Origin of the sequence: Erwinia oleae (genome assembly GCF_000770305.1) — a bacterium.
Classification (GTDB): Bacteria; Pseudomonadota; Gammaproteobacteria; order Enterobacterales; family Enterobacteriaceae; genus Erwinia; species Erwinia oleae.
The window spans coordinates 31,244-45,007 of sequence record NZ_JNVB01000033.1 but is presented as its reverse complement, the minus strand read 5'-3'; the positions used below and the strand labels follow the sequence as shown (position 1 = coordinate 45,007).

15 protein-coding genes and 1 pseudogene are annotated in these 13,764 nt (G+C 56.2%); 9 read left to right on the top strand and 7 right to left on the bottom strand.

Annotation, left to right across the window (positions count from 1 at the left end; all coding sequences use genetic code 11):
* The 4 genes and pseudogenes from GS12_RS12250 to cmoB all read left to right on the top strand — a co-directional run.
* Positions 1-203 (top strand): annotated as a pseudogene (locus GS12_RS12250) (DUF72 domain-containing protein); the annotation flags it as partial.
* A 103-nt stretch (positions 204-306) separates the two neighbouring features.
* Positions 307-702 (top strand): MAPEG family protein, encoded by a 396-nt coding sequence (locus tag GS12_RS12245; protein WP_034915440.1) that lies wholly within the window; start codon positions 307-309, stop codon positions 700-702.
* An 83-nt stretch (positions 703-785) separates the two neighbouring features.
* Complete coding sequence (gene cmoA / locus GS12_RS12240; RefSeq protein WP_034947339.1) at positions 786-1,526, top strand: carboxy-S-adenosyl-L-methionine synthase CmoA; 741 nt, start codon at positions 786-788, stop codon at positions 1,524-1,526.
* Entirely contained in the window at positions 1,526-2,491 is a 966-nt protein-coding gene (cmoB, locus tag GS12_RS12235) for a tRNA 5-methoxyuridine(34)/uridine 5-oxyacetic acid(34) synthase CmoB (RefSeq protein ID WP_200884520.1), read from the top strand. Before cmoA ends, cmoB begins: the two co-directional genes overlap by 1 nt.
* Positions 2,492-2,535: 44 nt before the next feature.
* Here cmoB and GS12_RS12230 read toward each other — a convergent pair whose 3' ends face one another.
* Positions 2,536-3,390, bottom strand: coding sequence for a hypothetical protein (locus GS12_RS12230; protein WP_034947334.1), 855 nt, complete (start codon positions 3,388-3,390; stop codon positions 2,536-2,538).
* A 168-nt stretch (positions 3,391-3,558) separates the two neighbouring features.
* Between GS12_RS12230 and GS12_RS24770 the strand changes: the two genes are divergently transcribed.
* A complete protein-coding gene (locus GS12_RS24770) occupies positions 3,559-3,729 on the top strand; it encodes a hypothetical protein (RefSeq protein WP_034915449.1) in 171 nt (56 codons plus the stop codon).
* Positions 3,730-3,854: 125 nt separating this feature from the next.
* On the opposite strand, the gene cutC is transcribed toward GS12_RS24770, so the two are convergent.
* A complete protein-coding gene (gene cutC, locus GS12_RS12220) occupies positions 3,855-4,607 on the bottom strand; it encodes a copper homeostasis protein CutC (protein ID WP_034947331.1) in 753 nt (250 codons plus the stop codon).
* 100 nt (positions 4,608-4,707) lie between these two features.
* On the opposite strand from cutC, the gene GS12_RS12215 reads away from it, so the two are divergent.
* Complete coding sequence (locus tag GS12_RS12215) at positions 4,708-5,859, top strand: MalY/PatB family protein (protein WP_034947328.1); 1,152 nt, start codon at positions 4,708-4,710, stop codon at positions 5,857-5,859.
* Here GS12_RS12215 and GS12_RS12210 read toward each other — a convergent pair.
* The gene (locus GS12_RS12210; protein WP_034947325.1) at positions 5,856-6,419 is read right to left on the bottom strand and encodes a VOC family protein; all 564 of its coding nucleotides are present in this window, start codon (positions 6,417-6,419) and stop codon (positions 5,856-5,858) included. The two genes, GS12_RS12215 and GS12_RS12210, sit on opposite strands and share 4 nt — an antisense overlap.
* 308 nt (positions 6,420-6,727) lie before the next feature.
* Between GS12_RS12210 and GS12_RS25145 the strand changes: the two genes are divergently transcribed.
* The 3 genes from GS12_RS25145 to GS12_RS12200 all read left to right on the top strand — a co-directional run bounded on the left by GS12_RS25145 (position 6,728) and on the right by GS12_RS12200 (position 9,285).
* Positions 6,728-6,853: a hypothetical protein gene (locus GS12_RS25145; RefSeq protein ID WP_255350082.1), complete on the top strand. Its 126-nt coding sequence runs from the start codon at positions 6,728-6,730 to the stop codon at positions 6,851-6,853.
* Between the two features lie 199 nt (positions 6,854-7,052).
* Positions 7,053-8,783 carry an arginine--tRNA ligase gene (gene argS, locus GS12_RS12205; protein ID WP_034947321.1) on the top strand — a complete coding sequence of 577 codons (1,731 nt, stop codon included), beginning with the start codon at positions 7,053-7,055 and terminating at the stop codon, positions 8,781-8,783.
* 103 nt (positions 8,784-8,886) lie between these two features.
* Positions 8,887-9,285, top strand: a complete 399-nt coding sequence (locus tag GS12_RS12200; RefSeq protein WP_034947318.1) for an ester cyclase — start codon at positions 8,887-8,889, stop codon at positions 9,283-9,285.
* 30 nt (positions 9,286-9,315) lie between these two features.
* Here GS12_RS12200 and flhE read toward each other — a convergent pair whose 3' ends face one another.
* The 4 genes from flhE to cheZ form a co-directional block, all read right to left on the bottom strand.
* The gene (gene flhE / locus GS12_RS12195) at positions 9,316-9,702 is read right to left on the bottom strand and encodes a flagellar protein FlhE (protein ID WP_034915461.1); all 387 of its coding nucleotides are present in this window, start codon (positions 9,700-9,702) and stop codon (positions 9,316-9,318) included.
* Positions 9,702-11,780 carry a flagellar biosynthesis protein FlhA gene (gene flhA / locus GS12_RS12190; protein ID WP_034947315.1) on the bottom strand — a complete coding sequence of 693 codons (2,079 nt, stop codon included), beginning with the start codon at positions 11,778-11,780 and terminating at the stop codon, positions 9,702-9,704. The genes flhE and flhA overlap by 1 nt, the downstream gene beginning before the upstream one ends.
* Positions 11,780-12,925 carry a flagellar biosynthesis protein FlhB gene (gene flhB, locus GS12_RS12185; RefSeq protein WP_034947313.1) on the bottom strand — a complete coding sequence of 382 codons (1,146 nt, stop codon included), beginning with the start codon at positions 12,923-12,925 and terminating at the stop codon, positions 11,780-11,782. The genes flhA and flhB overlap by 1 nt, the downstream gene beginning before the upstream one ends.
* A gap of 187 nt (positions 12,926-13,112) precedes the next feature.
* Positions 13,113-13,760 (bottom strand): protein phosphatase CheZ, encoded by a 648-nt coding sequence (gene cheZ, locus GS12_RS12180; protein ID WP_034915467.1) that lies wholly within the window; start codon positions 13,758-13,760, stop codon positions 13,113-13,115.
* Positions 13,761-13,764 lie beyond the last annotated feature (4 nt).

Genomic DNA, 13,764 nt, shown 5'->3' with positions numbered 1-13,764 from the left:
TCGCAGCCAACCTCGCGTGGTTTCAGGCATGGCTGCAAAAGCTGCCGCAGTGGACAACAGCGGGCCAGCCGTGGCTGTTTATCCATACGCCTGACGTCGCGTTCGCGCCCGACCTGGTACAGTATCTCTGGCCTTCCCTTCAGCAGATTTTACCTGAGCTGGGCGACGCGCCGCGCTGGCCGCAGCAGGATCGCCTCTTTTAACCACAATTGTTAACGATTATCGTTAATTGCCCGACGCGGCACTGACAGGCTCCCCGTTCATCGCTATGATGGCCTTTAAAATTTCAGAAAGGATAAAAGTGGGATGGTCAGCGCCCTCTATGTTGTCGTTGGAGCTCTTTTCCTGATTAAACTGTCGCTGGACGTGGTGCGTTTGCGACGTCAATATCGTGTTGCCTATGGCGACGGCGGTTTTTTTGAATTGCAGACGGCGATCCGCACGCACGGCAACGCGGCGGAATACATTCCGCTTGCCCTGCTGCTGCTGGTTATTATGGAGATGAACGGCGCAGACATCTGGATGCTGCACCTGTGCGGCCTGCTGCTGTTTCTGGGCCGTGCGCTACACGCTTATGGCCTGCGCAGCAGCACACTGCTCTGGCGTAAAAACGGCATGATGCTGACGCTGCTCTCTCTGCTGATCATGGTCATCCTCAATCTGGTCTACCTTCCCTGGGATCTGGTGCTGACGCTGCACTGATTGTTCATGCCCGCGCGCGCAGAAAGGATGCAGCCCGCGCCGCTTTCTGACAAAATACGGGTTTTTCTCCCGGACTTACCACTATGTCTAACCGCGATATGCTGTTCTCCGCGCCAATTTCTCAACTGGGCGACTGGACGTTTGACGAGCGCGTGGCTGAAGTTTTCCCCGATATGATCCAGCGCTCGGTGCCTGGCTACTCCAATATTATCTCCATGATCGGCATGCTCGCCGGGCGCTTCGTGCAGCCGCATACGCAGGTTTACGATCTCGGCTGCTCGCTGGGTGCGGCAACCCTTTCTGTTCGCCGCAACATTCAGGCTGAAGGCTGTAAGATCGTCGCCGTTGATAATTCACCGGCGATGATTGAACGCTGTCGCCGACACATTGACGCCTTTCGCGCCGAAACGCCGGTTGAGGTGATCGAAGCGGATATTCGCGATGTCGTCATCGAAAACGCATCGATGGTGGTGCTGAATTTTACGCTGCAATTCCTGGCGCCGGATGAGCGCCAGCAGTTGCTGAAAAAAGTGTGCGAAGGGATGCGTCCCGGCGGCGCGCTGGTGCTTTCCGAGAAGTTCAGCTTTGCCGATAAAGACGTTGGCGAACTGTTGTTTAATATGCATCACGACTTCAAGCGGGCGAACGGTTACAGCGAGCTTGAGATCAGCCAGAAACGCAGCATGCTGGAAAACGTGATGCTGACCGACAGCGTGGAAACCCATAAGGCGCGGCTGAATAATGCGGGCTTTGCGCATGCTGAACTGTGGTTTCAGTGTTTTAACTTCGGATCGCTGGTGGCGTTGAAAGCAGGTAATGCCTGATGGATTTCGGTAATTTTTATCAGCTTATTGCAAAAAGCCCGCTTTCTCACTGGCTGGAAACGCTGCCCGCGCATATTGCCGCCTGGCAGCGCGAACAGTTACACGGTCACTTCAAAAACTGGGATCGCTCGGTTGAGCATCTGCCCATCATCGAGCCCGACACGCTGGATCTGCTGCACAGCGTCAGCGCCGACAGCAGCCATCTCAGCGACCGTCAGCGCTCAGGACTGGAAAACCTGCTGCGTAACCTGATGCCGTGGCGCAAAGGGCCCTACTCGCTTTATGGCGTGAATATCGATACGGAATGGCGCTCGGACTGGAAATGGACGCGCGTGGCGCCGCATATTTCACCGCTGGCGGGCCGGCTGGTGCTGGATGTGGGCTGCGGTAGCGGCTATCACATGTGGCGAATGATCGGCGCGGGCGCCAGCCTGGTGGTTGGCATTGATCCGATGCAGCTTTTTTTATGTCAGTTTGAGGCGGTCCGTAAGCTGTTGGGTAACGATCAGCGCGCGCATCTGCTGCCGCTGGGGATTGAACAACTGCCGGAACTGAAAGCTTTCGACACGGTCTTTTCCATGGGCGTGCTCTACCATCGCCGTTCGCCGCTCGATCACCTGTTCCAGCTTAAAAACCAGTTAGTCAGCGGTGGCGAACTGGTTCTGGAAACGCTGGTGGTTGAAGGGGGCGAGCATGAAGTACTGGTGCCGGGCGAGCGTTATGCGCAGATGCGCAACGTCTTTTTCATTCCCTCCACCGGTGCCCTGAAGAGCTGGCTGGAAAAGTGCGGTTTTGTGGACGTGCGCGTCGTTGACTACTCACGCACCAGCACGGACGAGCAGCGCCGCACCGACTGGATGACCAGCGAATCACTGGCCGAGTTTCTCGATCCCGACGATGCCAGCCTGACGGTGGAAGGCTATCCCGCCCCGCTGCGTGCGGTGCTGGTCGCGCGCAAACCCTGACAGCCTGTGCCGCCGGCAGAGATCCGGCGGCAGGAAAACCGCTCTTATTCGTCTGCATCCTGCGGCGCTTTGCCGTTTTTATCCCAATATTCAAACCGGTAGGCAGCGCTGATATTGCGGCGGATTTCGCCCTGCGGCAGCACTTCCGTTTCGCGCGAATAGCTCAACGTACAGTTGCCGTAGCTGTCCCAGAGCTGGCAGTCGTCAATCGTGGTCAGCTCACTGGTGGGCGAATGCGTCAGTGTCAGTAAACGCTGTTCGCGCGCGTCACTGTCGTAGCTCCAGGTCGATTTGCTGTTTTCTGACGATGAGTTAATCAGCTGATTTTTAGCATTCCAGCGGTAGCGACTTTCTCCATTGACTCGTACGTCTGTTCCACGCGCGACGCTTTTCGTCAGGCGCCGGCGGCCATCAAAACTGTTCGTCGTTTCCGTAAAACCTTTTTGACCATCAAGCAGAAAAGCATCGCTTGCACTGATAATCGTGCCCTTGCTCCCGACGCGATAACTGATGTTTCCCTGCTTGTTGCTGACCTGCTGCGGCTGTCCGTCCTTAACGGCAAAAACCGCAATCTCATAGACCGCCTGCCAGCCCGACGCCACACGGGTGATGCTTTGTACGATCTTCAGCGCCATATTCCCTTCATTTTTATCCACGCTGATATCAGCACGGAGCAGCGCGCCGCACTCATCAAACTGTCCAAGAATTCGCTTCTGTTGGTTAACGTCTTTACCAAACTCGCCGACGACAACCTGTTTAATCGGCCCTTTTGCCGTGCCGCCAAGCAGGAGAATGCTGTTGCTGTCATTTATCTGCTGACTGTGAGGCGGGCAATCTGGCGCAGCGTATATTACGCCCGGCACGAAAAGGCAGACGGCGCTCAGCATGATGATTTTCATCAGAAATCTCGTCGGTAATAATGGAAAGTTAAGTGTAAGAGGAAATTTGTCGTCGTGCTGCACAGCGGATGAAAAAACCCATCGACTTTTCTGGCATCATTCAGCCACCAGGCTAAGGTTGTTATTCATCGTTTGATGATAATTCACCATTAACTCAGGGAAATAGCCATGAAAAAATCATTAATTGGCGCGGTATTTATGTTCGCATTAGCAACGTTGGCAGGTTGCCAGCACGACAGCAGCGCCGTCGGCAGCGATGGTCGTCCACATGCACCAAGTGGTCAGCAGGCGCCAGGCGGTACCCTGGGAAGCGGCCCGGACGGCGGCCCGCAGTCCTGATGACGTTTGCAGCGGTCGGCGTTTTTACCTGCCGCTGAAAGAAAAAAAGCCCCATCAAAACGATGGGGCCTGGTACTTGCAAAACATCACGTCGCTATACTGGCGTGCTGTGCGGCAAAATCGGGTCATGCGACTCTGACCGGTGAACTGAGCATGACGGCCTTCATAGCCTCAACCATATCAGTATCAACACACGGGCGGCTGAATTCGTCGGTTTCAGCGACGGAATTCATCGAAACCCCCGCTTTGCGGTAACGCATGAGGGAAGGAATTCGCTGGCTGGCCGAACTGTGCACTTCAGGCAGTCCGGCATCAATAAACTTTTGCAGGTTGCTCAGACGCACGCCCGCGCCAGCCATAATGATTGGACCACGGGTGTGGCGATTAAGTTCCCTTAATAAGGGTAATCCGCTTTCCGCGCTCTGCTGTTGGCCGGAAGTCAGTATGCGCGCCACCCCCAAATCCGTTAGCTGAGACAGCGCCGTCAGCGGACTGTGACAGAGATCAAACGCGCGATGAAACGTTACCGCCATCCCTTCGCACAGCGCCATAATCTGCTTCATGCGCGGCATATCGATATGACCATCAATGTCCAGTACGCCGACCACAAGGCCAGGGAAACCCAGCTCGCGAATAAACGCGATATCCGATTTTATCTCGTTAAACTCGCCATCGGTAAAGCAAAAATCACCGCAGCGCGGCCTGACAATAGGATGAATCGGGATACTGAGCCGCTCTAGCGCCTGAATAAGGCTTCCTGCCGAAGGGGTCAACCCACCTTCTGCGGGCGCAGCGCAAAGTTCAATGCGATCGGCCCCGGCATTTTCCGCTGCCAGAGCACAATCAACGCCGTAGCAGCATACTTCCAGTTTTAGCATTTCATCCTCCTGTTAATGACTGCTGTGTGGGAGTTGTTTTTTTTCCGGATGTCTGCTTTGCTTCCAGACATTAAGAATAATATTAACGGGAACGGGCAACATGGCACCCAATTTTAATGAACGGATAGATCGCCGTCACAGCGATAGTTTAAAATGGAAAAAATATGGCGATCGCGACGTTCTTCCATTATGGGTGGCGGACAGCGATTTTCGTTCGCCAGATTGCATTATTGACGCGCTTAAACGTCGCGTTGAGCATGGCGTGTTCGGCTATGGCGATACGCCTGCCGAGCTGATCGACATTGTTATCCAACGTATGGCCGATCGCTACCAGTGGCATATTGAGCCAGACTGGCTGGTTTTTCTGCCGGGGGTGGTCAGCGGTCTTAACCTGAGCGTCCGCGCTTTTACCGATGCACATCAGGGGACTATTGCGCCCACGCCGATTTACCCGCCGTTCCGCTCTGCCGCAAAACTGGCAGACCGCACGCAGCTTAATGCGCAGCTCCGGCTTGAAAATCAGCGCTGGGTGATGGATCTCGCCGCGCTGGAAATGCAGATGAGCGGTAACGAGAAACTCTTGATGCTGTGCAATCCGCAGAATCCCGGCGGTACGGTGTACCGACGCGAGGAGCTGGAAGCCCAACTGCATTTCGCCCGGCGACATGACCTGATCGTCTGTTCTGATGAGATCCACAGCGATTTGATCCTGGAGCCCGGCCTGACGCATATTCCGTTTGCCAGCCTGAGTGAAGACGCTTCGCAGCGTTCCATTACCCTTATTTCGCCTTCGAAAACCTTTAATATCGCCGGACTTGGCGCCTCGCTGGCGATCATTCCCAATAAATCACTGCGCGAGCGCTTTAAAAAGCAGCGTCAGGGCATCGTGCCCGGCGTTGATATTCTTGCTTATGTGGCCGCCACGGCCGCCTGGCGCGACGGGCAGGCGTGGCTGGATGAGCAACTGGACTATCTGCGCGGAACCCGCGACTTTCTCACACAGCGTATTAATGCAATCAATGGCCTGTCAATGGTCGCGCCAGAAGCCACTTACCTGGGCTGGATCGATGCCAGCCGGCTTGACGTCGCCAGCCCGGCGCTGTTCTTTGAACGTCACGGCCTGGGATTTTCTCCCGGCCGCGATTTTGGCGATGATGGTTTTGTCCGCTTTAATTTTGCCTGCCCGCGCGATTTAATCGAGGAGGCATTACGCCGCATGACGATAGCTGTCCGCAGCGGCCATATACGTTAGTTTTTTTCGCTGGCGACGATCTCCTGTAAACGCCACGGATGGAATTTTATCGTGACGCTGCCGTCGGTAACCGCCAGCGTCGGGTTTGGCAGTCGCTCGCCTGCCCCCTGCGGCGCGCTGCTTTTTACCGAAATCCCGGGCTGACAAAGCCCGTCATCCGCCAGCAGGGCCAACGCACGCGCGGCAAGTTCTGAGGGGTCGCCCCGCAGCACAATTTCGATATGTTCCCAGCCTTCATGGCGGTAGAGACGTTGACCGGGCCAGGGGAGTTCGACCACGTCGATGCGGCATGGGCCAACCGTCAGCGGCTCATGTAATTCAAACAGCGCCACGGGACGACCGTTTATCTCTTTTTCTGAAAAGAGCGTTCCCAGCTGCAATAATCCCTGCTTCCATCGCTCTGCGGTGGTATTTTGATGGCAGCGTAGCGCAATGTGATCAATCTCCAGTTCTTCAAGGGAAAGTTTGAGCCGGGCTGCAAAATTGAGCAGAGCCTGCTCGAAACGCGGTAAATCATTAGCTAAATCACTTAATTCTCTTGAATTCCCCAGTAAAAACATGTTTATTACCTTTGATAATGAAATTTTACTAATCATTTAGTTTGATGCTGGTGTTTTTTCAGGGCCACACGATCGCTTTTTTTTCTAACGACCATTAATAATTATTATAATAAACCGTCGCTTTGCCGCAAAATCACTACTTTACGCTGGTTCAGTACCAGAATATTATTTAGATAGACTAACTTAACCTTTTGTTTTAATTTACTTAAATTAAAACAATGCGAGTTTTCTTAAATCCTCTGCGGGGTGTTGTAGAGTATTCTTAATCTTTAACAGTTCCACTTGACCCAAATACAAGGAAAAGCCAAATGCTTATGTTACTACTTGTCGCCGTTCTTATCGCGATGACGGGGTTTGCGCTGGTACGCCACTGGAAGGTACGTAATACGAAAACCACCATGGAGAGCCCGCACAGACCATCGCGTCGTCGTTAACGTCTCTCACTCAGATGCGGCGGGCAGCTTCCCGCCGCTTTCTTCAGTCTCTCGCCCGCAGGTTCCTGGATTACTTCCCGCAAAATACAGTATACTTTTCCCCTTCATTTTTTAGCGATATCCTTCGTCATCCGGCGATGGAGCGCATACGGACAGACGGCCTGCGCGCAGGCTTTATCAGCACAATTAAGGTAACCCGGTGAATATTCAGGCTCTTCTTTCAGAAAAAGTCAGTCAGGCGATGATCGCAGCAGGCGCTCCGGCGGATTGCGAACCGCAGGTGCGTCAGTCAGCAAAACCGCAGTTCGGCGATTATCAGGCTAATGGCATTATGGCCGTCGCTAAAAAACTGGGCAAAGCGCCCCGACAACTGGCCGAAGAAGTGCTGCAACACCTCGATCTGCGCGGCATTGCCGCTAAAGTCGAGATCGCCGGGCCGGGCTTTATCAATCTTTTTCTCGCGCCGGAATGGCTCGCCGCGCAGGTTGACAGCGTGATTGATGCGCCGCGACTGGGCATTGCGCCCGTTGAACCTCAGACAATCGTGGTGGACTACTCCGCGCCCAACGTGGCAAAAGAGATGCATGTCGGTCACGTCCGTTCAACCATCATCGGCGACGCAGCGGTACGTACCCTTTCCTACCTCGGGCACAATGTCATCCGCGCCAATCACGTTGGCGACTGGGGCACGCAGTTCGGCATGCTGATTGCCTTTCTGGAGAAGCAGCAGAGCGAACACCATGAAGAGATCGCGCTGGCCGACCTGGAAGGTTTTTACCGGGAAGCAAAGCGTACCTATGATGAAGATCCGGCCTTTGCCGAGCGCGCGCGCGGCTATGTGGTGAAGCTTCAGGGCGGCGATGAATACTGTCGTAAAATGTGGAAGAAGCTGGTCGACATCACCATGGCGCAAAATCAGCAGATTTACGACCGCATGAAGGTGACACTGAGCCGAAATGACGTGATGGGGGAAAGCCTCTATAACGATATGCTGCCGGGTATCGTTGCCGACCTGAAGGCAAAAGGCCTGGCGGTGGAGAGCGAAGGCGCGACCGTGGTTTTCCTCGATGAATACCAGAACAAAGATGGCGACCCGATGGGCGTCATTATTCAGAAAAAGGATGGCGGCTACCTCTATACCACCACCGATATTGCCTGTGCGAAATACCGCTATGAAACGCTTAAGGCCGATCGCGTGCTTTACTACATTGATTCACGTCAGCACCAGCATCTGATGCAGGCGTGGACAATCGTTCGCAAGGCGGGCTATGTGCCGGCATCCGTCCCGCTGGAACATCACGCGTTTGGCATGATGCTCGGCAAAGACGGCAAGCCGTTTAAAACGCGCGCGGGCGGCACCATTAAGCTTTCCGGCCTGCTGGATGAGGCGGTTGAGCGCGCGACAAAGCTGGTCAGTGAAAAGAACCCGGAGATGCCGCAGGACGAACTGAACGCGCTGGCGACCAGCGTGGGTATCGGCGCGGTGAAATACGCCGACCTGTCAAAGAGCCGTACGACCGATTACGTTTTTGACTGGGACAACATGCTGGCCTTTGAAGGCAATACGGCACCTTACATGCAGTACGCCTACACGCGCGTCCTGTCGGTGTTCCGCAAGGCAGGCATTGATGAGTCCGCCATTACTGGCACAACGGTCATCAGTGAGGATCGCGAGGCGGCGCTGGCGGTTCGCCTGTTGCAGTTTGAAGAGACGATTATGCAGGTAGCGCGCGACGGTACGCCGCATGTGATGTGTGCTTATCTGTACGATCTGGCCGGTCTGTTCTCCGGTTTTTATGAACACTGTCCGATCCTCAACGCAGCGGACGATACCACCCGCCAGAGCCGCCTGAAGCTGGCGCTGCTGACGGCCAAAACCCTGAAGCAGGGTCTGGATACGCTCGGCATCGACACTGTCGAAAAAATGTAGTACCCCGGAGGTAAAACGGGCAGCCCGTTTTACCTCAGCACGCTATCTCTGTTTATAATTCAGCTCTGTTGCCCAGCCACGTAAATCTTCCCGGGAGTAACATTTGTCAGATAATCCTGTTGCAGCCCTCTACCGTCACTACGTCAGCTGTCTCAATCGTCGCGAGTGGGAAAACCTGGCCACTTACGTCGCCGATGATGTTAAACATAACGGACGTCCGCTGGGCCTGTCGGGCTATCGTGCAATGCTGGAAAAAGACTGCCATGACATCCCCGACCTGGCGTTCACGGTCGACATGCTGGTGGTGGAACCGCCTCATCTCGCCTGTCGCCTGGCCTTCGACTGCACGCCCTCAGGTCGGTTTCTTGATATTCCCGTCAATGGACGACGCGTACAATTTTATGAAAACGCCTTTTATCGTTTTGATAAGAACAGGATTGTTGAAGTCTGGTCAATCGTTGATAAAGCCGTTATTGAAAAGCAGCTGGCAGATCGTCCGTAAGCTCCCCCTCATGACCGCTACGACGGAGCATTAACGGTAGTTCACCATCACTTCATTACTTAACACCCGCAGCGTTTTATTCAGCCTGCCGGTTCCCATCACGCCGTAAATAAAATGCAGGCTTTCTGACGCGCTGATGTTAGTCAGGCCTTTTGTGGTGCCGCTCGCGCCTTCAAGCTCTACGCAGCGGCTGGTGGCACACAGCCAGACGCGCAGATCGGCGGGCGGCGGTCCGTTCAGCGTATAGCGCCAGGCGATCTGCGTCATGGTGCCGCTGACCGCCTCCGGCGAAACCAGCACAGGCGAGGCCGCCTGCATACCACGGTTAACAATACCCGGCCCGGTGGCGCTGGCCTGCCAGCCGCCGTCGGCCATCGCCATGCACGGAAGAAGCAGCAGCGGCAGCAGGCGTTTCATCAATGGCCTCCGATGGAGGAAGTCATGCGGATCTGACGGTTGTCGGTCAACTCCAGATTTGAAATCACCATCAGCTGCGGCAGGTTGCGGCGCAGGAAACGGGCCAGCAGCGCACGCAGCGGATGATTCACCAGCAGAACCGGCGGCGCGCCAACGGATTCCTGATGAGCCATCGCCTCCTGCGCCTGCGCCAGTAAACGATCGGCCAGACCCGGCTCCAGGCCACCACCGCCCTGAAGCGCCTGAAGCAGCAGGCGCTCCAGCGTGCTGTCCAGCCCGATAACCTGCACTTCGCCGTTACCCGGGAACCACTGCTGGGTGATGGCGCGCCCCAGCGCGACGCGAACCACGGAGGTCAGTTCGTGCGGGTCGGTCTGTACCGGAGCGTGCTCCGCCAGCGTTTCAATAATGGTGCGCATGTCGCGAATGGACACGCGCTCTGCCAGCAGATTCTGCAACACTTTATGCAGCGTGGTCAGGGAGATAACCCCAGGGATCAGATCTTCAGTGAGCTTCGGCATATCCTGCGTTACGCGATCCAGCAGCTGCTGCGCTTCCTGACGACCAAACAACTCGCTGGCATACTGGCCGATGAGGTGATTAAGATGCGTCGCCACGACGGTACTGGCTTCCACCACCGTAAAGCCCTGAATTTGCGCCTGCTCTTTCAATGCGCTGTCAATCCACACCGCCGCCAGACCAAAGGCCGGATCGATGGTCGCTTCACCCGGCAGCGTGCCCGCAGCGGTGCCCGGATTTATCGCCATCCAGCGGCCCGGATAGGCATCGCCGCTGCCAATTTCCACGCCCTTCATCAGAATACGGTAGCGCGCGGGCGGCAGATCCATGTTGTCACGAATGTGCACCACCGGCGGCAGAAAGCCCATCTCCTGCGCGAATTTCTTACGAATACTGCGAATACGGCCCAGCAGCTCGCCATCCTGCGTGTGATCGACCATCGGGATCAGCCGGTAACCCACTTCCATTCCCAGGCTGTCCTCAAGCTGCACATCGGTCCACGAGGCTTCAACGGTCGACGCCGTTTCAACAGGACGCGTCAGGGTCTGCGGTGCCATCTTCGGCTGTGATTCTTTGCCGCGCAGATACCAGGCGAGGCCCAGCAGCGCAGCAGTAAACAGCAGGAAAACGAGGTTTGGCATGCCGGGCACCAGGCCCAGCAGGCCCAGTACGCCGGCGCTCAGCATCATCACTCGGGGGTTTTTGAACAGCTGGCTCACCATCTGCTCGCCAACATCCTGATCGGTGCTGACGCGCGTAACGATAACGCCCGCGGCGGTAGAGATAACCAGCGCCGGGATCTGCGCGACCAGACCGTCACCGATAGTCAGCAGCGTATAGGTTTCCGCGGCGTGTCCCACGTCGAGACCGTGCTGCATCACCCCAACCAGCAGTCCGCCGATAACGTTAATCACCATGATCATGATGCCCGCGACGGCGTCACCGCGAACGAATTTACTTGCACCGTCCATCGAACCGTAGAAGTCCGCTTCCTGCGTCACCTCGGAGCGACGTTTTTTCGCTTCGTCTTCACCGATCAATCCGGCATTGAGATCGGCGTCAATCGCCATCTGCTTGCCTGGCATGCCGTCCAGCACGAAACGGGCGCCCACTTCCGCAATACGTCCCGCGCCCTTGGTGATAACCATAAAGTTGATGATCACCAGAATGATAAATACCACGATACCGATAGCGAAGTTGCCGCCCACGAGGAAGTGGCCGAACGCTTCCACCACGCGTCCCGCTGCCGCCCCGCCGGTATGGCCTTCCATCAGGATGATACGGGTGGACGCCACGTTGAGCGCCAGGCGCAGCAGCGTTGAGAAGAGCAGGATGGTCGGGAAAGCAGCGAACTCCAGCGTGCGCTGGGTGAACATCGCCACCAGCAGCACCATAATCGACAGCGCAATGTTAAAGGTAAACAGCAGATCGAGGATGAAAGGCGGCAGCGGCAGCACCATCATCGACAGGATCATCAGAATCAATACCGGCCCGGCCATCACCTGCCATTGGGTATCTTTCATATTGGGTAACCGTAATAACGCGGTCAGATTTGCCATCAGTCTTCTTCTCTTGAGCCAAAGTCCAGCGCTGCCGGCACCGGGAGATTATCAGGTTTTTTCGGGGCCAGGCCGCCTTCAAGCTTCCAGCGACGGAGCTGCCAGACCCAGGCGAGTACTTCTGCCACGGCCGCATATAACGTTCCCGGTATATGCTGACCAATTTCACTGTGCCGGTAGAGCGCACGCGCCAGCGGCGGTGCTTCCAGTACGGGAATACGGTGTTCTTTACCCAGTTCGCGGATGCGAAGCGCGATCTCGCCTGCACCTTTCGCCACGACCTTTGGCGCGCTCATTTTGAGCTCGTCATACTGCAACGCCACCGAGTAGTGCGTTGGGTTGGTGACAATGACATCCGCTTTGGGCACGTCGGCCATCATTCGCCGCCGCGCGGCGGCGCGCATCTGCTGCCGGATGCGTCCTTTCACGTGCGGATCGCCCTCCTGCTGCTTGTATTCGTCGCGGATGTCCTGGCGGGTCATGCGCAGCCCTTTAAAATAACTGTAGAGCTGCCAGAAAACGTCAAAACCGACCATCGGCGTCAGGCCAAGCACCACCAGCAGGCTGCACATCGCAATCATATTCAGCGCGCTGGCCAGCGCAATAAAAGGCGATTCGCTGATTAAACGCAGCATATCCGGCCAGTGGCTGCGCAGGTAAAGCCAGGTCACGCACCCAACCAGCACGGCCTTCAGAATGGCTTTCACCAGCTCCGCCGCCGTCTGGCCGGAAATCAGCTTTGCCAGCCCTTTAATCGGGTTCATTTTGCCGAGGTCAAACTTAATGGCTTTGCCGCTGAGCAAAACGCCGCCTAACAGCATCGGCGCGGCAATCGCTACCAGCACTAAACCGGCCATCATCGGCAACAGCGCAAACACCGCCTGGGTAATTAAATTCGCGATCTGGTGTAGCATCTGGCTGGTGTCGCTCACCACCGAGTGATTGAAGTTAAGGCCGTCAGCCAGCACCGCGCCCAGCTTGCGCGCCATGCTTTCGCCGCCAATCCACAGAATGCTCAGACCCGCGACCAGCATCAACACGGAGGTGAGTTCACGCGAACGCGGGATCTGCCCCTCTTCGCGCGCCTTTTCAAGTCGGTGCGCGGTGGGGGATTCGGTCTTCTCTTCTTCGCTGTCTCCAGCCACGGCAGCTCACCCCTGACAGAAATTTCAGGGTTCATCATGCCAGAGCGGCGCAGGGATAATGGCGCGAGTAAACGCGTAAAAAGGAGGTTATTTCGCGGATGGTCGGCGGGTGTGGAAGAAAAGCAGGCGTCGCTCGCCGTGTCGATAACGGGCATCAACACGGTGAGCGAATCGCTTCAGGACGAACTCAGAAGCCGAGGCTGTCCAGCAGATCGTCAACCTGATCCTGGTTAGCCACTACGCCAGGCGCCGCGCCGTTGATCTGCGGGCCGTTCAGCAGGCTGTCCGCATCTTTCTTCGCACGCGCAGAAGACGGTTCTGGCATGTTTTCCAGCAGCACCATCAGCAGTTGACGCTCAATTTCCTGAATCACGTCCATCATGCGCTTGATCACCTGCCCGGTGAGATCCTGGAAATCCTGCGCCATCATGATTTCCATTAACTGGGCGTTAGTGAACGAGGTATGTCCCGGCACCGCGTCGAGGAAGCCGCGGGTGTCGGTTACCAGCGAACGGGCATCCGCCAGCTCGACAGGATGCTCAAACCATTCGTCCCAGCGCCCTTTCAGCGATTTCGCTTCATTCTCCATCTGCGTCTGACGCGGCTGTGACGCCTCAACGCAGTTCAGGGCACGCTCGGCCGCCTGCGCGGTCATTTGCACCACATAATCCAGACGATCGCGCGCGTCGGGAATGGCCTCAGCCGCTTCGGCGATGGCCTGGTCCAGCCCAAGTTCCCGCAGGCTGTCGCGCAGCATACGCGTCAGCGAGCCAATACGGGTTACGATGTCCTGCGCAGAGGCCGCATCCGTGCTCGGTTTGATAAGTTCGCTCATGTCG